Origin of the sequence: Pseudoalteromonas sp. NZS127_1 (assembly GCF_015864295.1) — a bacterium.
GTDB lineage: Bacteria > Pseudomonadota > Gammaproteobacteria > Enterobacterales > Alteromonadaceae > Pseudoalteromonas > Pseudoalteromonas arctica.
In genome coordinates this window covers 38,316-57,606 of record NZ_JADYXO010000013.1, presented here as the reverse complement: position 1 = coordinate 57,606, position 19,291 = coordinate 38,316, and the positions used below count along the sequence as shown (strand labels likewise).

The window sequence follows — 19,291 nt, the reverse complement described above, 5'->3', positions numbered from 1 at the left end:
TGGAGTCACATATGCAGCAAGCCAATACACCAATATGGCAACGCTTTAGCATTACCCAGCTAATAATTTTTTTACCGCTAATTGCTGCTATTATGCTCGACTCTCATATACGCTTTTTGTCATCACATATGGATTCAACGAGCCAATATCTGGCTATTAACATTCAACTTTTTTTACAGTGTATTCCCTTTTTTATTGCCCATGCGTTTGCATATCGTTTATTACTTACACCCGCAATCATAGTTTGGCTGTCAGGCTTTTTAGCCTATCCATCTCTCTTGCTAGTATTTAATAACCAGCTTCTTAACTTTTCGCAATGGCAATACCTTGATGCACAATGTTGGGTATTGTGCGCATCTGCAAGTGGTATATGGCTTATTACTAAACGCACTAGTAAAAATAACAATGTGTTGAGTAATAAATGGCTTAAATCCTTGTTTTCACTTGATACAGTCGTATTTATAGTACTTTTAGGTTGGGCAATTGTTACATCAAGCATACTCAATACGCACACTGATCCTATGTTAAACCAGCCTGTTGAGCCTGTTATTGACGTTTATAAAGTATTCACACAGTTTGATACTTTTTTGGGTTATCTTTGGCAAATTACTGTTTCTGCCGGATTAGTATATGGAGTGTATTTATTAAATAGATATTTATTAATACGCTACGTATTAACCTATCATGGTGTACTGATGTTTTTGTTTGCAAGTTTAATAAGCCTCGTTGCACTTACACCTGTATTAACATCGTGCTTGCTACTGTTACCTATTAACGATTTACCTGCAGGCATTGCTAACTTAACACCTGGTGGTAATAATAATATTTTCTGCCCTGAAAATTATCAGTTTGTATTTTTATTTTTGGCTATAAGCACACCGATTATTTTAGCGTTTGAACGACAGCAACAACACGTTCAAATTAGCAACATTGCTCAGCAACAAACAAAAACAGAGCTAAAGCTACTTCAGCAGCAAATTAACCCTCATTTTTTATTTAATACATTAAACAACCTTTACGCGCTGACATTAAAAAAAGCAGATAATGCACCAGATCTTGTTATGCAATTAGCTAATTTACTGCGTTACAGTGTTTACGAAGGTCAAAAAGCACAGGTGAGTTTAGAAAAAGAAATCAATTACTTAAAAGGTTTTATTGCATTACAGCGTTTACGAAGTGCTGAGCGCTGTAACTTTGATGTGCAATGGCCTGAATATCAACAACACTATTTTATTTCGCCACTACTGTTAATAATGATTTTAGAAAACGCGATAAAGCATGGTGTAGAGCCCACGTCACAAAAAGTAACGGTTGTGTTTAAAATCACCATGGCCGATAACATACTAACGCTATTTTCCTCCAACCCTATTCTACCTAATAACAATTCAGAGCATGGGATGGGACTTAACAATTTACGCCGTAGGTTGACTCTTTTATATCCAAATAAGCACACATTAATTATTAATGAAAATAAAAACCTTTGGCAAACCACACTTAAATTGGAGCTGGCTGCATGCTAAACACAATAATTGTTGATGACGAGCCGCTCGCGCATGACGTTATACTGCATCATTTAAGTGCCCATAAAGATATTAATATAAGCGGACAATACCTTAACGCTAAAGATGCATTATGTGCTTTAGCCACATCATCTATTGATTTGTTATTTTTAGACATAAACATGCCCGAACTATCGGGCATTGCATTACTAAAAGTGCTCGCGAATCGACCACAAGTGATTATTATTAGTGCGTATCAAGAATATGCTTTAGCCGGTTTTGAACTTGACGTAACTGACTACCTACTAAAACCAGTCTCTGCGCAACGCCTTGAACAAGCACTCAATAAAGTACGGAAAAAAAGAAAACACATAACGCTAAATTCCAAGGCACCTCTGACTATTACGCTTAAAATCGATCGTAAAAAACATAAAATTCAATTAAGCGACATAGACATGTTTGAAGCGTATGGAAATTATGTAAAAGTATGGCAAGGTGAAAAAGCATTACTTGCAAGCAGTACTCTCAAATACATATTGCAAGAGCTTGATACTTCATTTATTCAAGTCCACAAATCTTACGTTATTAACAAAAATAAAGTTGTTGCGTTAAGTAATGAAAGCGTTCAACTAGCATCAGGCGTGTCAGTTAAAATTGGCAAGTCATTTAAACAACAAGTGCGCGACATTATTTAATTTAAGCTCGGTTAAAGTTCCCCTTTATTTAAAAGCCCTAATGCTTTAGGGCTTTAAATTATTTTACCTTTAAAAAGTAGCGTTACAATTTCCAATTCATTATTTTAGAAGCACGTTAAAAACGATACGTTACTGAAGCACCTAACGTTTGAGGATTCACTACCGCAACATAACCCGTTGGGTAACGACCACTTGCAGGCTCAACTGACGTAAATGCTTCTTCATCTAATGCATTATTAATAAAAGCACTCACCAACCAATGATCGCTATTATAGCTTATTGTTGCACGCGTAATTGTATAACCTCCGGCAACACGCTCTTCTGTATTAGTTAAATCGCCATAGTAATCGTCTACATAATTAGCGCTCACATTTAACTTTAAGCTATCTGTAAACCAATGCGATAAACCTAAACTTGCAGTTAGCTCTGGTGCTGAGTTTAATTCGTTACCCACTGCATCTGAATAAGTCGCTGATTCATCTATTTTAGTTTTTAATAAACCTAGCCCTGCATGTAACTGCCATTGCTCACCTAGCATGCTATATGCTTCAAGTTCTAAGCCATAGCTATGCGCATCGTCAATATTAGTGATTTTTCGACTTGAGCTTAAAGCTTGATAACCATTAAAGTTATTGTAAAAAATATTAGCACTAATATTTAAATCACCATTATTTAGTACGCTACGCGAGCCTACTTCATAGGTATTTACTGATTCTTGCTCGTAGTAATAGTATTCTTGTGCAGCAAAATCTAAGGCACCACCACCAGCGTTATAACCACGACGAGCACTTGCCGATAAGGTAGTGTTATTAGTTACTTTATATTGAACAGCTACCGTAGGTAGTTTTATCGTATTAGAATTATCTAATTGCTCAACTAATCTGCTGCCACCAAAAGCCATATCAAAATTACGAAGTTGTTCTTCACGCTCAACTCGCAGCCCCGCTGTTAACGTAAGCTCATTTGTTAACTCAAAGCTTGTTTCGCCATAAATTGCTTTAGAGTCACTACTATCGTCACCAAAATAATTGGTTGCACCAACGCTTTTAAAGTCTTGTTCACGGTCAAAATAAGCAATACCTACAAAGCCCGAATAAAAATCACTATTTAAGCCAAAGTTTAATTTACTATCAATTGTGATATTTTTTTCATCCATAGAAATATCAGACTCCGCACTGGCAAGTGCCTCATATGCTTCAAAGCCCCATTCATAATCCATATATGCGAGTAGTATATCGAACGAAAAGTTATCATTTATTTTATAATCAATATTTACCTGAGTCGTGTCTGACTGGGTATCCATATCGCGCTGAAATAAAGGCACATAATCAAACGGTTCATCACCTTCAAAGTACTTACGACCTGTATTACCCTCTTCACTGTAGGTAGAGTAAGTTAGCTGTACAGCTAAATCGGTCGTTGGGGTATACAGTAATTTTGCACGCGTACTACTGGTATTAAGCTGATTTAAGTTTTTATCTGTTGGATTGGTTTCATGTATCGTTGGGTTGCTAAAGGTTTCACCATTTACATATTGAGTAGATAAACGAAATGCTAGTACATCCTCAATTAAAGCCCCCGAAACAACAGCGGCTGTATCAAGGTAACTATCTTGATTTCTATACCCAACGCGTACAGCACCTTCAAAATCTTGTGTTGGTGCTTTGGTTGTCATATAAACTGCACCACCAATGCTATTACGACCATTGCTAGTTGACTGCGGTCCACGGTATACCGCTATTTGATCTATATCCCACAAACCTGTATCACCGGTTAAATCAGCTACAAATGGCTGACTTACACCATCAACAAGCGTTGATACTCTTGCTTTAGAGCCTCCACTAAATGAGTTAAAACCTGTTGCACCACCATTACCCGACACACCGCGCATATCTGGCACGGCTCCAGTAAGTACCACTACATTTGCCATTTCTGCCAAAGCTTCTGAAACCGAACCTAGTTGTCCATTTTCTAATAGTGACTTATCTACCACTGCAACCGATGTAATCGTATCTTTGAGTGACCTTTCGATTTTTTCGCCTGTTACAATAATTGTATCTATTGATTCTCGACTTGTTTCATCAGCAAATGCATTACTTTGAGCCAATAACAAAGAGCTTGTAATCAGTAGTGAAAGTTTATTAGGCTTAAATGAAGCTACCACAGTTATTTCCTTTTATGGATAGTTGTTTTATTTTTCGAAAAAATAGCACAAACACACACTTGTTGCAATTGAGTTTAGTTATCATTTAGAATAGCAACATCATTAATAAGTGTTTTAATTTATGTTGCAACTTACCCTTTCTCTTATTTTATTTACTGCTACATCCCTGTTTTATCTTAGTAACCGCCACCAACGACTTCTAAGCAAACCCATTAACAAAAGCTGGCGCAAGCTCGCATTTATCCTTTTTGTTATTGCAATACCATTAGCCTTATATGCTTTTTCTAATGCGGCAGCCGTATTTTTTATCATTTTAATGATAATGCTCGCTTTAATAATAATTCCGATCGTAAGCCTGATTAAACACAAGGAAGTAAAATAATGTCATCTGCACAAAGGCAAAAAATAAAACCAACTTGGCTTGGCAAAAGTTTGGCTGGTTGTTTTTTAGGGCTAGCGCTAGCGTTTATTCTCGTTGCTTTTTTTGCATGGTACGGAGCGGGAGGCATAGATGCGCCCGACAAAGTGCAATTTAATATGTGGATGATACCCATTTTATGGTTAACTATTTTTAGCTTCACCTACCTGTTTAGTTCAGCAAAAAATGCTTGGCTGACACTTGGGGGCTTAAATATAACGCTATATAGTCTATTTATAATTTTAAGGAATTGGCTATGAGAGTAAGAGCCGATATTTTGCGTACCTACCAAGGCGTGCATACATGGACAGGAATAATTGCAGGTTTAGTACTTTTTATAGGTTTTTATGCTGGTAGTTTAACCATGTTTAAACACGAATTAGCACAGTGGGCAAACCCCGCCAGTGCACCAGTGACTAAACCACACACTAACAATCACCAAATATTAGTTGATCAAGCAATAACTAAGTACCCTGAGCAAATGGGTAATGGTTTTTCTCTCGATTTATTAACAAATCAAGCGCCACTATCTTGGTATAGCCAAGGTAAAGAGCGCGGGATGAAACTTGATAATCAATTACAGGTACTCTATCTAAACCAGCAAAATGATCTTGTAATACAGCAACAAAGTGAGAATAAACTTGCAGATTTAATAGATTACTTACATCGAACCGCAGGGTTTGCAGGCGAAATTGGGCACGACCAATCAGGCGTATATATACTCGGTATAGCATCTGCGCTGTACTTTTTAGCATTGGTGTCTGGCGTAATTATTTTACTACCTACGCTTGTAAAAACCTTTTTTGCGATTCGAAAAGAAAAAGGCGCCAGTCGCTTTTGGCTCGATAGTCATAATTTAGTTGGGATCGCCAGCTTGCCTTTTCATTTAATTATAGCGTTTACTGTGGTGGTATTTGCATTTCATGATCTGGTTTATGATGGTCTATCAGCATTTTATGACGATAAATCCTTTTTTCAACGACCTGCCCCAGCAGCACATAATTATCATATTGCAAACTTACCAAGCATAAATAAGCAGCTCCTAGCGGCAAAAAACTACGCCCCAGGTTATGAGCCAATTCACATTACATTTAGTCGTTTAAATACAAACAGTCCGACAGCAACATTAAAAATGAGTAATAGCAGCGCTGTCGTTCGCGGACCTGATACCGACTACTTATTCTTACACCCCTATACATTAGAAGTACTTAACTCAAGCTATCCGCAAGGAGATGATGGTGTTTGGGGTAATATAGTAGGAAGTTTCTTTTCACTTCACTTTGGTACTTATGGAGGTGAATGGGGACGTTGGGGGTATTTTGTTATGGGGCTACTTGGCGCATTCTTATTTTACTCTGGTAACTTATTATGGCTAGACAAGCGCTTTAAACAAGATGCCAACAAACGAAGTACACGATTTATGGCAAATTTAACAATTGGTGTTTGCTTAGGGTCAATGATTGCAATGGTTGCCACTTTATTACAAGCTAAATGGACTAACCAATATATGGGTAACGCAAATTACAGCTATCTCTATAGTTACTATTTGGTATTTTTTGCCTTTGTTGCTTATACCTTTTTTAAAGGAACTCACCACGCTAGCTATTGGGGCTTAATGGGTATTACACTTTTATCTGCTGGTATGGGAGTTTCAACACTTATACAGGCTTTATTAGCTGATGATTTTTTAAAATATTATCAAAGCGGTTTTGTTGATATTAGCGCTGCAGTATTTGCATTAATATTTTATTATTGTGCAAAAAAAGTTAGAAATAAATCAGTAAGCTATGCAGTTATACCTGCAAAATTATAAAGAAAAACTTAATGAGGCGTATTGCACGCCTCATTAAAGGTATAAATTTAGATTTAAAATATAAAACCATTAAACCATTAAACCATTAAATATCAGCACCTTAAAAGAGTTAACTAAAGTAGATTAGTTTACTGTGCGTTTAGGCTTTTCTCGCGTTACAAAGTAGCAAATTAGCGAGCCCACTGTTACCAGTACAACCCCTTGCCAAAACGAAGCACTCAGCGTAATAGATAAATACAACGCCGAAATAATACTAGAAAACACCGGTGTAAAGTACGAAAGCGTGCCCAACAGCATTAAGTTACCGCCAATAATAGCTTGATTCCACAGTGCATAACCGCTCCCCACGACTACACCAGCTAATAATAACGTCATGCTTGAGCTGAGTGAAAACGTTAATGGCGCTTCATTACTAAAACCATATTGCGCCCACAAACTAATTGCCGTAACAGTAAAAAATAACGTAATGGCATTTTTACCATTACTCAGCTTTTGCGTTACTACGCAATAAATAGCCCATATAAACGCTGCAGCTAATGCCATTAGGTAAGTAGCAGGATTATCAGCAAAGTTAGTAACAAGCGTATCGAGTGACATTTCTTGATCGCCCGTAATACACCAAGCAACGCCTAAAAAAGCAATAATCATGCTTGGGTAAACCCAGTAACTTACTTTTTTGCGCCCAATAATAATAGAGAGCAATATTGTTAGCGTGGGCCATAAATAATTAATAACCGCCATTTCCATTGCCTGATGACGACTATTTGCCATACCAATAGAAAGCGCCAAACAAATTTCGTACGATACAAATAATAAAGTACCTACTACCAAGTAGCGTTTCGAAAAACCACTAAACTTGGGCACTCCCATAACCAAAATTAAAAATATCGCACTGACAGAATACATAGCCGCAGCACCACCAATGGGGCTAAACAACTCAGAAATATCCCGTAGTAATGCAACTAAGCAACTCCACAGTAATATTGCAGCGACTCCATATAGTGTATATTTATTTTTGCTTATAAAATCCATTTGCCAACCCAAAAGTACTACTCGTAAATTTGAAACTAAACTAACAGTAATTATTTAATTAAACAATTAAAGTTAATAGCTTAAACCTCTCGCCTGTTTTTAACATTCACCTTTTTAGTAATTGACCTTTTGGTCAGTAAAGCTACAATCAATCAATACGTTAAACACGCAAACTCTATAATGACCACACAAATAAAGCCAAATAAAAAAGAAGTTACACGCGAGAAAAACCAAAAACTAATTTTAGATGCCGCCGAGCAATTGTTTTCGCAATTAGGTTACGACGGAGCAAGTATGAGCATGGTTGCTAAAGAAGCGCAGGTGCCAAAAGCTAATATTTTGTATTACTTTAAAAGTAAAGATGGTCTGTACGAGTCTGTGATTGACCGCATAATAGCTAATTGGAACTTAGGGCTTGATAACGTCACAATTAACGACGATCCAGCTACCGTGCTTTATAACTATATTAAAAGCAAAGTAATACTGGCCGTAAATCAGCCAATGCAATCTCGCTTATTTGCCAGTGAAATACTGCGCGGTGCACCCTATTTACAAAACTACTTTAGAACCAATACCCGCCCTTGGGTTAAACAAAAGGTTGATGTACTTCAAGCATGGATGGACGCAGATAAAATGGATAAGGTTGACCCGTACCATTTGCTCTTTACTATTTGGTCTACCACGCAATATTACGCCGACTTTCAGGCTGAGGTTTTACTTGTAATGAACAAATTAGAGTACGACGAAACCGATGTGGCACAAATTACGCAGTCAATTGCCCACATAATTTTAAAAGGTATTGGTCTTAAAATACCTGAGCAAAGTGAGACTTAACCCATGACATCCTTTACTACACCCGATTTATTTGACGATCATCGCGATAACGTACAAGTAGCAGACAGCGGCCTTTACCACTTTGGTAAAAAAACCACGTTTTATGGCAAAGTAGTTACCGTTACCTGCCCAGAAGACAACTCTTTTGCCGCCGATATATTGCATGAAAATGGTGAAGGTAAAGTATTAGTTATAAACGGGTTTGCGAGCAAACGCTTTGCGTTCATAGGCGATATTATGGCTGAGCGTGCCTTAAGTAATGGCTGGGAAGGCGTAATAATAAATGGCTGTTGCCGAGATATTGAAATACTTGCCACGATGAACTTACCTGTAATGGCGCTAGGCTCTACACCGCGTAGTACCTTAAAACGCGGCTTTGGTGATAAAAACCAAGCTGTTACCATGCTTAGCACCACTATTGAACCTAACGATTGGGTTTACGCCGATATTAATGGTTTAATCATCAGTAAAACGCCCCTTATTTAGCACTCAAAACCATATAAATAACAGCCAACTTGGTGCACCTGCGCACCAAATTGGTCTGTTTTAGCTCATTTCAATGCCATTATTTTTACAGCCCACATTTATAAACCTCACACAACCCATCAAAACCTGACCAGTTGGACAGGATTTTAATTTATGGCATTCCTCTTGCTTAGGTTTTAAACAATATAATAAGCTAACCGATTAAAAAGCGGATCAGGCTCTGTAAAATAAAAACAAGATGTTACGCAGTGGGCTGAAAAATAATAAAAATTAATCTGTCTTTTTAATCACCCTAAATCTGGACTGCTTAGTCAGATTTTTTATAACGAGTGGTGATATGAGTACCAAAAATAATAATACGACCGGTATTTTTTGTGACCATGGTCCTAAAGCATGGCAAACACATTACCAAGGCACACTTATTAATAAGCGCCTTGTGGTAAAAGATGTATTTGCTATTAAAGGCGAGCGTAACAGCGCAGGCAACCCACATTGGTTTAAAACAGCTAAACCGGCTCAAAGTACGGCAAGCTCGGTTAATAAGCTCATGACCGCTGGTTGTAACTTTATAGGCTTTACCCACACAGACGAACTGGCTTATAGCTTAGAGGGTAATAATATACATTATGGCGCTGCGCAAAATCCTAAATTAAAAGGGCATGCTTGCGGTGGTTCGAGTATGGGTTCGGCAGCAGCCGTGGCTGCTAACTTAGCCGATATTGGCTTAGGTACCGACACTGGCGGCTCAATTAGAATACCCGCCAGCTATTGTGGTTTATATGGCATAAGGCCAAGCCATAACGTGATTGAAAAAGACGGCCTAATACCGTTGGCTCCCCCTTTTGATACCATAGGTTGGCTTACCCAAAGCGCTGAGCTATTAAGCAGCGTTAGCGATGTATTATTACCACAACAAGCTATTAATAAAGTAAATACGCTGGTTATTTGCGAAGCACTCTTTGAACTCGTTGACCCCTCTTTACAAGCACCACTGGGTAAGCTTTTAGAAAAAACCAAACCTTATTTTAATCATCATATCGATTTTAAGCTCCCCAAAAGCAGCCTGCTAAGTGAGCTTGCCGATACCTTTAGAATATTACAAGGTCGTGCGATTGCTAAAACGCACCGAGACTGGCTAGAACTCCCAGATCAGCTTTCTCATTTTGCGCCAGCAATTGCGGCTCGTTTTAAAATGGCACTGGCTTTAACCAAGCAAGAAGAACAAGAGGCGTTAAAAATACAGCACGAATGGCAAGTAATCGTCGCTAAAAACTTAAACAAGCACAGCTGCTTATTTTTACCCACCACCCCTACAACTGCACCTAAATTAGGCGCCGACACAAGCGCCTTACGTATGCAAATTATTACGCTTTCGGCAATTGCAGGACTTAGTGGCTCAGCGCAAGTGCATTTACCGCTGGCTGATTTAGCAAATGATCATCCTTATGGTTTTTCATTAATGATGACCCACGGTAACGATAAAAGCCTACTTGCTTGCGTTAAGCACCTAGCTGAACACTTTAAACAGGACACACCGGCATGACCACACACAATATTGCATTTACCGCGTCTCATTTTTCGGCAACAGAGGCGGGTATAAATATACTAAAACAAGGCGGTACAGCTACCGAGGCTATGGTAGCGGCTGCCGCTGCGATTAGCGTTGTGTATCCACATATGAACTCAATTGGTGGCGACAGCTTTTGGCTTATCGATAACCCAAACCAAAAAACGCCCACTGCTATTGATGCCTGCGGCCGCGCAGCAACTAATACAACGGCGTATAACCCGCTCACGCAAATACCAGAGCGCGGCGGATTAAGCGCACTAACTCAAGCGGGTACAATTCGCGGTTGGCAAAAGGCGCTTGAACTAGATGAGCACGCAGCACTACCACTGTTAAACATTTTAGCGCCCGCTATTGAGCTTGCTCGCGAGGGTTTTACCGTAACAAAAAGCTTGCAAGCAGGCTGCGAAAAGCTAGCCGCTGCTAACAATACTAATAACGCGTTTAAAAACCTCTACATACCCAATGGCAAGCCCTTACAAGCAGGTCAACATTTTAAAAACCCTAAACTTGCTGCAACGTTTGAATACTTAGCAAAACATGGTTTAAACGCATTTTATGAAGGCGCACTTGCTAACTCATTTGCCGCCGACTTAGCAAAAGCAGGCAGCTCAATCACCGCAGGTGATATTGCAAATACAAAAGCCGAGGTCGTTACTGCGCTAAATGCTAACTTATCAGGTATTGATTGCTACAACTTACCCGCGCCAACACAGGGCGTGCATTCACTACAAATAATTGGTGCCGTAAATAAGTTAAAGCATTTAGCTAAAACCGATGCCGACTGGACGCACTTAATTGTTGAGGCAACTAAACAAAGCTTTACGCATCGCCCTACCCTTTGGGCTGATCCTAATGTGTTAGGGGATGATTATAAAAACGCACTAACCGATGAGCGCTTAAGCGAACTTGCTAACAATATTGATATGAGTAAAGCCAAACAATGGTCATTTAACGCAGAGCCTGGCGATACAGTGTGGATGGCTGCAAAAGATAAAAACGGGCAATTAGTAAGCTTTATTCAAAGTATTTACTGGGAATTTGGCAGCGGAATACTAATGAGCGAAGGCGGCTTTGTGTGGAATAACCGAGGTTTAAGCTTTAGTTTAAACAATGAAGATATTGATGCGAGTAACAATATTAACGCCCTTGCGCCAAATAAAAAGCCGGCTCATACACTTAACCCAGCAATGGCAAAGTTTAGCGATGGTCGTCGACTTGCTTACGGAACAATGGGCGGTGAAGGGCAACCACAAACCCAAGCCGCTGTTTTTGCAGGCTACGCATGGCGAAATAAATCAATAAAACAAGCAATTAGCGACCCTCGTTGGTTACTTGGACGCACATGGGGCGATACAAGTACAAATTTAAAAATTGAAAAGGGGTTAGTTTTTCATATAGAACATGAATTAAATCAACGTGACCACGATTGGGTAAGCGTTGATAATAATAGCGAAATGATGGGGCACGCTGGGGCTATTTTAGATACACCTACAAGCCTTGAAGCTGCAACAGATCCTCGTTCAGATGGACGTGCAACAGTAACTACAGCAGGAACACAATGTCAGAAATAATAAACCAATGGCCAATAGTAGCGGCCTTAATAGCAACCGGTATTTTTGCCGGAATTTTAGCAGGACTTTTTGGTGTAGGCGGCGGTATTGTTATCGTACCTGTGCTGTATTTTTTACTGCAAGGTTTTGGCGTAAGCCCAGAGTCGGCAATGATGATAGCCACCGCCACATCACTTGCAACCATAGTACCTACTTCGCTTTCATCTATTCGCTCGCATCATAGCAAAGGAAATATTGACCTTGCGCTAATAAAATACTGGGCACCGTTTATATTAGTTATGGCGGTAGTCGGTAGTATTATTGCTCATTCCGTTCGCGGTAACGCATTAGTGCTCATGTTTGCCTGCATTGCCATTTTGGTAAGCCTTAATATGTTATTTAGAGCCGGCGCACCCGCGCTTGTAAAACAACTGCCAGGTAAATTTGGTCAAGGCGTTATGGCAAGTATTGTAGGTGGTTTGTCGGTAATGATTGGCATAGGCGGCGGTACTATTGGCGTACCTATGCTAAACGCATTTAATGTACGCGCCCATGTTGCAGTAGGAACTGCGGCCGTTTTTGGTTTATTGATTGCGCTACCAGGTGTTATTACCTTATTAAGTATTGGCACAACGCCAACCGATGCTCCCCTAGGTACGTGGGGGTTAGTTAACCTCCCTGCCTTTTTTCTTATTATTCCGCTGACTATTTTATTTGCGCCTATTGGCGTAAAAATTGGTAGCAAGCTGGATCAAAAACAACTAAAACGCGCTTTTGCCGTTGTCTTAATGATAACCGGCATTCGCATGCTCATTCAGACTCTGGGAGCCTAAAATATGTTTAATAACACGCAAGTTCAAACCTTAAACCCACCACAGCGTTTATTAATGGGACCAGGCCCTATTAATGCAGATCCTCGTGTTTTACGTGCTATGTCGGCGCAGCTTATAGGTCAATACGACCCAGTAATGACCGATTTTATGAACGAAACCATGGCACGTTACCGCGAAATTTTTAAAACTAAAAACGAATGGACCATGCTAATAGATGGCACATCGCGCGCAGGTATTGAAGCCGTATTATGCTCAATTTTACGCCCAGGCGATAAAGTACTAGTGCCAATTATGGGGCGCTTTGGCCACCTACTTGCTGAAATAGCAGAACGCGTTGGCGCAAAGGTGCACACAATAGAAGTACCGTGGGGCGAAGTGTTTACGCCAGAACAGATCGAAAAAGCCATTGTTGATGTAAAACCCCATGTGCTTGCTATGGTACAGGGCGATACATCCACCACCATGAACCAACCTCTTGAGCATATTGGCGATATTTGCCAAAAGCACGATGTACTATTTTATTGCGATGCCACCGCATCTATTGTGGGTAACGAACTTCCTGCCGATGAGTGGAAACTCGATGCACTTTCTGTTGGCCTACAAAAGTGTTTAGGCGGTCCTTCTGGATCAGCGCCATTAACACTAAGCGACAAATGCGCCGAGTGGATCCAAAAACGTAAAAAGGTAGAAGCAGGCATTCGCACTGCCGATCATACCGATGGCACAGAACCCTTTGTGCGCTCTAACTATTTTGATTTAGGTATGATCATGAATTACTGGGGGGAAGAGCGCCTAAATCATCATACCGAAGCCACCAGCATGCTGTACTGCGCCTCAGAATGCGCCCGCATAGTCATTGAAGAAGGCGTGGATAACTGCGTAGCGCGCCACAAATTACATGGCGATGCCATGCTAACCGGCATTCAAGCACTGGGCTTAAATGTATTTGGCGATTTAACGCATAAAATGAACAACGTACTGGGTGTTTATATACCCGAGGGCATTAATGCCGATCACGTACGCGGGCAAATGCTAACCGATTTTGGAATAGAAATTGGCACCTCGTTTGGACCACTTCATGGCAAAATTTGGCGTATTGGCACTATGGGCTACAACGCCCGAAAAGATACCGTACTACAAACACTTGCCAGCCTAGACGCTTGCTTGCATGCCAACGGTTACAAAGGTCCTAAAGGCGAAGCCGCCATTGCCGCCCTCACTCACTATAAATAAAAAAAGGATTTAGCATGACGATTGTAAGCCCCCTTTTAAAGCCTTTATTAAACAAAGAACTTGCTGATGAATACGCAACACGCGCTTTATCTCGCTGTAAAACTCTCAGCGCACTATCGCAAATGCAAGGTGGTATTCACCGCGTGTACTTATCAAAAGAGCACAAAGAGTGTAACGCCGTTACTGCATCATGGATGGTTGAGGCAGGCATGCAATCGTGGCAAGACGAAGTGGGCAACCTTTGGGGTCGGCTTAAATCATCAAACCCACATGCTAAACGTTTAATTATAGGGTCACACCTCGACACAGTACCGAATGCAGGTGCGTTTGATGGTATTTTAGGTGTACTACTGGGGATAGAAATTGCAGCGCTTGCAAATAAGTTAAAGCTCGACCTACCCTTTCATTTAGATGTAGTGGGCTTTTGCGATGAAGAAGGCACCCGCTTTGCCACAACTTTAATTGGCTCAAAAGCCCTCGCTAACGAATTTAACCCACAGTGGCTAAACATTGAAGACACAAACGGCATAACTATGCGCCAAGCCATGCTCGATTTTGGCTTAAATCCTAATGACTACGCAAAGGCTGCACTAAACAAAAACGAATTACTAGGTTACTGGGAAACTCATATTGAACAAGGTCCGGTGCTCGAATCGGTTAATCAGGCGCTCGGAGTAGTAACGGCTATAGCAGGTGCTAAACGCGCTATGCTTACCCTAACAGGGCAAAGTGGTCATGCGGGTACAACGCCAATGAACTTGAGACAGGATTCGTTAGCAGGCTGCGCCGAACTTACTCTTGCCATAGAGCAGCTAGCAAAAAACGCGAGTAATGGCGAAGTTGCCACCGTAGGGCAAATACAATCTCGCCCTGGGGCTACAAACGTGATTGCAGGCAAAACGACCATAAGCCTAGATGCACGCGCTCAGAGCGACACCGATCTCGCTAACTTACTAAGCGCCATACAAAGCAGCGCTCAATCTATAGCAAGCAAACGCAATTTAACACTCGATTGGCAATGGACGCATGCAGCAGATGCCGTTGCGTGCGACACCACTATTCAACATTTATTTACAAGCGCATGTAAACTCAACAACCAAGCATCGCCTTCACTTGCCTCAGGCGCAGGGCACGATGCAATGGCAATCGCTCCAATTTGTCCCGTTGGCATGTTGTTTATACGCAGCCCTGGCGGTATAAGCCATCACCCAGCAGAAGCCGTTATCGACAGCGATGTAACAAAGGCACTCAGTGTAATGTACAGCGCGCTTTTACTTTATGTGAAAGAGTGTGAGTGATTTTAAGGTAATCGAGTAAACCAAATAGATTAACTTGGTATGCTTAGGGGCTTAAACCTCCTCAAAGTCATTTGGAGGTTATTACTGAAGGCAGGTAAATGCAGGAAAACGCAGGAATATACGTTATTTAAAGTAGCTTTATCGAGCTGCCCTTTGCTCTTTTAGGCTAAGGCGTTTATGTGAGCTATATACATGTTGAATGTTTGTACCATTGACCAAATATGCATCCATTTCAACGGTAATTAAACCCGATAATGGCTTGATTTCTAGAACACCCAACTCACCTAAATTTGCAGATAGTAAAGTATTATTCCTAAAAGCGAACAAAGTTTTGTCAGTATCTCGTAAGTCACCATTCACATATAATTTAGCACCACTAAACCAAGCGTTAATTATTTTAACTTTGATTGACTTAACAGTAAATTCAAAGGATTTTCTCATCAGATCTCCATACCCAGAAAATGTAATTATTATACTTTATGTTCTTATATGTTTGGCGCACAACCAGAACAAAACGTGCATTCAAATGAACAAATAAAAGCCTCACTGGACTGTGCAGGTAGATTCTTATCACAACATTCACAATTAGGTCTTAAATCTAACACTTAGAGCTCCTTCTTATCCACCCAATACTGAGTAAATATCTATTACCTTTTATAACTTTTGATACCTGATGCTCACTTACATCAGGGCGGAATAGCTTAACCCGCTTTGTTTCAAATATCGGATTACTACAAATAAACTCACCACCCAAATCTGCTTTTTTAAGCACTATATTCAATCGATAGTGTTTACCAGATTCAACTTTGTCTGTGTGTGGTGCTATTTCACTTCCTTGTGGGAATTTAAGCAAATATGTATCAAATTTAATTGGCCACGTAGCACCACAAATCAACATTTTATCGTAGCCTGATTTTTGCCTACCTCGCTCCCAACAAAATAATTTACTCAAAAAAAACATACAATCCCTCGAAACAGCTAACAAACAGTAAGTTAACTCGTTTTTTTATTTTTATTGATAAACAAACCATAGCCGAGTTCATATTTTGATTCAATCGTTTACTGTATTTTACGTGGGATATAAAAGGGAGTTTTAATGTTGTTTTGATTGGCGTTTTAAAAGACATTATGGTGGCTATAATTGACAAGAAAATAAAAATATAGCCACCCGTTTTACTTTAATGCTTATTTAAGGTCTTATTTAATAGTTACCTTTGCATCACTTACCCATGTCTCAGTTATAGCTTCATCATTTTTATCAACTAAATACGCGCGTATGTTTACCGGATTATTGTTAGCTTGTTTGTAGTCAAACGCTAATCGCCATTGGTTTGTACCAACTACCGGATAAACCCCAATAGGTTCTAGTATTTCACCGTTGCTGGCTTCAACAATCGGCTTTATACCACTTTTGTTATCTAAGCCTTTAAATACTGGACCTTCAAAATCAATCACCATCTTGTTAACGCCTTCAGGAATAGGCTGGCCGGGAATTCCGCCTAAGCCTTGGCGAGTATTTACAACGCTTGCAAGCGTTTTTGATTTTGGATCGAGTGGACGCCATTCAATATCATAAGAAAAGGTAAACTCGTCGCCTTTGCGCGCCTCTTTTTCGGGCACCCAATAGGCAACAATATTGTCAAACGTCTCATCTTTTGTAGGAATTTCGATTAACTGAACTGCGCCTTTGCCCCAATCGTCAGTAGGTTTTATCCACGCTGATGAACGCTTATTGTAAAATACGCCGTCGTCTTGGTAGTTATTAAAGTCACGATCTCTTTGGATTAAACCAAACCCTTTTGGGTTCTCATCAATAAAGCTATTGGTCGACACCGACTGAGGATTATTTAATGGGCGCCAAACGTATTGACCCGATCCTGTGTGAATCGCAAGGCCATCGCTATCGTGAATTTCTGGGCGCCAATCTTTAGCTTCTGTTTTATCTTTTTGTGAGTACCAATACATACTGGTTAACGGTGCTACGCCTAAGCGTTCAACATCGGCGCGCATATACAAATTAGCCGTTACAGAGGTAATATGGCCTTTAGCTTCTTTGTTATCTTTGCTTAAACCAAATCGATAAGCACCAGTGATAGAAGGCCCTTCAAGCAATGCCCAAACAGACACACTTTCACCTTTTTTCTCTGCGGGGCCAATCCAAAATGCAGAAAAGCGCGGAAATTCTTCTGGTTGATTCATACCCGTATTAATCGCGATACCTCGCGCCGACAGTCCATATTGCCCCTCTGGCCCGTCCGTACGAAAATAAGACGCACCCAAAAAAGATATCCAATCGGGTTTCATATCTGGGCGCATTATTCTAAAGCCTGCAAATCCAAACCCTTCAGGGAGGTCGTGAGCTGGGCTGTCATCAGGCATATCAAAAACATCATTACTAAAAGGTACATTTTGCACCTGATTTTCATCGTCTCTGATATAAATACTTACTGGCTCAGGAAAATATCGGCCAGGGTAAAATAATTGTACAGGTGCGTTTTTTCCACTTGGGTATAAGGTTTCATCTTCTTTAAAGCGTATTTTCCAGTGTTCGTCATACGTAATTTTATCGATTAACTCCGGCGCTGGAACCTTGGTTGCCGTATAGGGCTTTTCGGCTGAGGCTTTTGCCAGTGCTTTTAAGTCTTCGAATGAAAACTCCGTTTTATCTAATGCTTCTGTCGCGTAAGACGACATCGAAGTGCTAAAAATAATTGCGATAAATAACTTTAATTTCATAAAAAGAATGTCCAATAAATTGAGTCAAATAAAAATGGGAACGCTGCACGAACGTATGTTTAACTTAAAGTTCTGTATGGATATTACGTGACGTAATATGAACTAGCGTTTACTAAGGTATTGTTATTTGACTACAGGACCTCCCATAATTAATTTGTTTTTACGGGAATTAATTTTAAGGGCGATTGCGCGCGTTTAATGATATCGCTGAAGTGAAAATAAACGGAAATAGCGCAGTTTATTGGACGAAGCCGTCAAGAGGTATGGATATATTTAGATTTTAGTTGCCCACTATTCCAAGGCAAATACTTGTAGAGTGGCTGGTTTTTCTATTCGTTGTAGTTACATAGTTGATTTGGGCTAAAGCGTATTATAAGCAGTAAAAAGTGAAGGGTAAGCCTATATAGAACTGTGGTATTTAAATTGATAAGGATTACATTTAAGTGTTGAAAAACAAAGAGGCTCACCACTTTTAAAATTTGCAATTAATAGCTAAATTTGACTAGTCGTCCACCTCAGGGCGTGTTGTTACGTGTTTGTTCATCGTAGCTAAAAGATCTTCTCTACATTTATCAGGTTTCAACGACTCAGGGTTGAAAATTATGGCAAGTACTTTATCAACATATACATAGATTGAACCATTAACTTCTTCGATATGCTCTACAACATCCCAGTCATAAAAGTTATAACCATATTGGTGGATTTCTTTTATACCATCAGCGCTTATTTCAAACTCTTTAGGACCAATCATTATTCCATTTTCATTTGGTGTAAAACATTGTGCAATTTTCACTTCCATAAATTTACTGAGAGCGACGTAAATAAAAAATAAAATGGATAATGTGAAAACAGAAAAGAACAACTTATTTTCTATTCCGCCAGACTGCAACTGAAAGAAGGACATAAAACTAAAAGTTAGCACCAACCAAAGACACACATTTTTAAGCATGGGTATCCATGTATAGGATTTCAACACCTTAGATGCTGTGTGAGCGTAAAAAGCGTCATAGTCGGCTTTAGATGTTTTAATTTTAAGATTCAAAAGATTCTCCATAATCTGAGATACGTATAATTAGCCTGTAGATTAACTCGTTTTTTATTTTTTATTGATAAACAAACCATAGCTGAGT

The 19,291-nt window shown here is 39.9% G+C and carries 17 protein-coding genes; 10 read left to right on the top strand and 7 right to left on the bottom strand.

Features of this window, described 5'->3' with window-relative positions:
• Positions 1-11 precede the first annotated feature (11 nt).
• Both I6F50_RS12830 and I6F50_RS12825 read left to right on the top strand, forming a co-directional pair.
• Positions 12-1,520 carry a sensor histidine kinase gene (locus I6F50_RS12830; RefSeq protein ID WP_165739940.1) on the top strand — a complete coding sequence of 503 codons (1,509 nt, stop codon included), beginning with the start codon at positions 12-14 and terminating at the stop codon, positions 1,518-1,520.
• Positions 1,514-2,194, top strand: coding sequence for a LytTR family DNA-binding domain-containing protein (locus I6F50_RS12825; RefSeq protein WP_197142653.1), 681 nt, complete (start codon positions 1,514-1,516; stop codon positions 2,192-2,194). The genes I6F50_RS12830 and I6F50_RS12825 overlap by 7 nt, the downstream gene beginning before the upstream one ends.
• A 115-nt stretch (positions 2,195-2,309) precedes the next feature.
• Here the strand turns inward: I6F50_RS12825 and I6F50_RS12820 are convergent, their stop codons facing one another.
• The gene (locus tag I6F50_RS12820) at positions 2,310-4,358 is read right to left on the bottom strand and encodes a TonB-dependent receptor (protein ID WP_165739936.1); all 2,049 of its coding nucleotides are present in this window, start codon (positions 4,356-4,358) and stop codon (positions 2,310-2,312) included.
• Positions 4,359-5,032: 674 nt separating this feature from the next.
• Here I6F50_RS12820 and I6F50_RS12815 point away from each other — a divergent pair.
• Positions 5,033-6,589, top strand: a complete 1,557-nt coding sequence (locus I6F50_RS12815) for a PepSY domain-containing protein (RefSeq protein WP_197176433.1) — start codon at positions 5,033-5,035, stop codon at positions 6,587-6,589.
• Between the two features lie 123 nt (positions 6,590-6,712).
• Here the strand turns inward: I6F50_RS12815 and yddG are convergent, their stop codons facing one another.
• Positions 6,713-7,621: an aromatic amino acid DMT transporter YddG gene (gene yddG / locus I6F50_RS12810; RefSeq protein ID WP_165740669.1), complete on the bottom strand. Its 909-nt coding sequence runs from the start codon at positions 7,619-7,621 to the stop codon at positions 6,713-6,715.
• 180 nt (positions 7,622-7,801) lie between these two features.
• Between yddG and I6F50_RS12805 the strand changes: the two genes are divergently transcribed.
• The 7 genes from I6F50_RS12805 (at position 7,802) to I6F50_RS12775 (ending at position 15,425) form a co-directional block, all read left to right on the top strand.
• Positions 7,802-8,455 carry a TetR/AcrR family transcriptional regulator gene (locus I6F50_RS12805; protein ID WP_004334664.1) on the top strand — a complete coding sequence of 218 codons (654 nt, stop codon included), beginning with the start codon at positions 7,802-7,804 and terminating at the stop codon, positions 8,453-8,455.
• 3 nt (positions 8,456-8,458) lie between these two features.
• The gene (locus I6F50_RS12800) at positions 8,459-8,941 is read left to right on the top strand and encodes a putative 4-hydroxy-4-methyl-2-oxoglutarate aldolase (RefSeq protein WP_165740670.1); all 483 of its coding nucleotides are present in this window, start codon (positions 8,459-8,461) and stop codon (positions 8,939-8,941) included.
• 337 nt (positions 8,942-9,278) lie between these two features.
• The gene (locus I6F50_RS12795) at positions 9,279-10,484 is read left to right on the top strand and encodes an amidase family protein (RefSeq protein WP_165729004.1); all 1,206 of its coding nucleotides are present in this window, start codon (positions 9,279-9,281) and stop codon (positions 10,482-10,484) included.
• Positions 10,481-12,082 (top strand): gamma-glutamyltransferase family protein, encoded by a 1,602-nt coding sequence (locus I6F50_RS12790; protein WP_165740671.1) that lies wholly within the window; start codon positions 10,481-10,483, stop codon positions 12,080-12,082. Before I6F50_RS12795 ends, I6F50_RS12790 begins: the two co-directional genes overlap by 4 nt.
• Positions 12,070-12,894, top strand: a complete 825-nt coding sequence (locus tag I6F50_RS12785; protein WP_166420396.1) for a sulfite exporter TauE/SafE family protein — start codon at positions 12,070-12,072, stop codon at positions 12,892-12,894. Before I6F50_RS12790 ends, I6F50_RS12785 begins: the two co-directional genes overlap by 13 nt.
• Positions 12,895-12,897: 3 nt before the next feature.
• Positions 12,898-14,127, top strand: a complete 1,230-nt coding sequence (locus I6F50_RS12780; RefSeq protein ID WP_165740673.1) for an alanine--glyoxylate aminotransferase family protein — start codon at positions 12,898-12,900, stop codon at positions 14,125-14,127.
• A 14-nt stretch (positions 14,128-14,141) separates the two neighbouring features.
• Positions 14,142-15,425, top strand: coding sequence for an allantoate amidohydrolase (locus I6F50_RS12775; protein ID WP_165740674.1), 1,284 nt, complete (start codon positions 14,142-14,144; stop codon positions 15,423-15,425).
• Positions 15,426-15,563: 138 nt separating this feature from the next.
• Here I6F50_RS12775 and I6F50_RS12770 read toward each other — a convergent pair whose 3' ends face one another.
• From I6F50_RS12770 to I6F50_RS12750, 5 genes are all read right to left on the bottom strand, one after another.
• The gene (locus I6F50_RS12770) at positions 15,564-15,866 is read right to left on the bottom strand and encodes a hypothetical protein (protein WP_096794347.1); all 303 of its coding nucleotides are present in this window, start codon (positions 15,864-15,866) and stop codon (positions 15,564-15,566) included.
• Between the two features lie 44 nt (positions 15,867-15,910).
• Entirely contained in the window at positions 15,911-16,030 is a 120-nt protein-coding gene (locus I6F50_RS20495) for a DUF1272 domain-containing protein (protein WP_197176432.1), read from the bottom strand.
• Positions 16,024-16,386 (bottom strand): 2OG-Fe(II) oxygenase, encoded by a 363-nt coding sequence (locus tag I6F50_RS12760; protein WP_165740675.1) that lies wholly within the window; start codon positions 16,384-16,386, stop codon positions 16,024-16,026. The genes I6F50_RS20495 and I6F50_RS12760 overlap by 7 nt, the downstream gene beginning before the upstream one ends.
• A 236-nt stretch (positions 16,387-16,622) precedes the next feature.
• Positions 16,623-18,161, bottom strand: coding sequence for a glucan biosynthesis protein (locus I6F50_RS12755; protein WP_165740676.1), 1,539 nt, complete (start codon positions 18,159-18,161; stop codon positions 16,623-16,625).
• A gap of 502 nt (positions 18,162-18,663) precedes the next feature.
• Positions 18,664-19,203, bottom strand: a complete 540-nt coding sequence (locus I6F50_RS12750) for a hypothetical protein (RefSeq protein WP_197176431.1) — start codon at positions 19,201-19,203, stop codon at positions 18,664-18,666.
• Positions 19,204-19,291 lie beyond the last annotated feature (88 nt).

Coding starts and splice junctions, on each gene's coding strand:
- I6F50_RS12815 (WP_197176433.1), top strand. CDS start 5,033: ATGAGAGTAAGAGCCGATATTTTGCGTACCTACCAAGGCGTGCATACA.
- I6F50_RS12755 (WP_165740676.1), bottom strand. CDS start 18,161: ATGAAATTAAAGTTATTTATCGCAATTATTTTTAGCACTTCGATGTCG.
- I6F50_RS12800 (WP_165740670.1), top strand. CDS start 8,459: ATGACATCCTTTACTACACCCGATTTATTTGACGATCATCGCGATAAC.
- I6F50_RS12795 (WP_165729004.1), top strand. CDS start 9,279: ATGAGTACCAAAAATAATAATACGACCGGTATTTTTTGTGACCATGGT.
- I6F50_RS12825 (WP_197142653.1), top strand. CDS start 1,514: ATGCTAAACACAATAATTGTTGATGACGAGCCGCTCGCGCATGACGTT.
- I6F50_RS12770 (WP_096794347.1), bottom strand. CDS start 15,866: ATGAGAAAATCCTTTGAATTTACTGTTAAGTCAATCAAAGTTAAAATA.
- I6F50_RS12760 (WP_165740675.1), bottom strand. CDS start 16,386: ATGTTTTTTTTGAGTAAATTATTTTGTTGGGAGCGAGGTAGGCAAAAA.
- I6F50_RS12805 (WP_004334664.1), top strand. CDS start 7,802: ATGACCACACAAATAAAGCCAAATAAAAAAGAAGTTACACGCGAGAAA.
- I6F50_RS12775 (WP_165740674.1), top strand. CDS start 14,142: ATGACGATTGTAAGCCCCCTTTTAAAGCCTTTATTAAACAAAGAACTT.
- I6F50_RS12830 (WP_165739940.1), top strand. CDS start 12: ATGCAGCAAGCCAATACACCAATATGGCAACGCTTTAGCATTACCCAG.
- I6F50_RS12780 (WP_165740673.1), top strand. CDS start 12,898: ATGTTTAATAACACGCAAGTTCAAACCTTAAACCCACCACAGCGTTTA.
- I6F50_RS12785 (WP_166420396.1), top strand. CDS start 12,070: ATGTCAGAAATAATAAACCAATGGCCAATAGTAGCGGCCTTAATAGCA.
- I6F50_RS12790 (WP_165740671.1), top strand. CDS start 10,481: ATGACCACACACAATATTGCATTTACCGCGTCTCATTTTTCGGCAACA.
- yddG (WP_165740669.1), bottom strand. CDS start 7,621: ATGGATTTTATAAGCAAAAATAAATATACACTATATGGAGTCGCTGCA.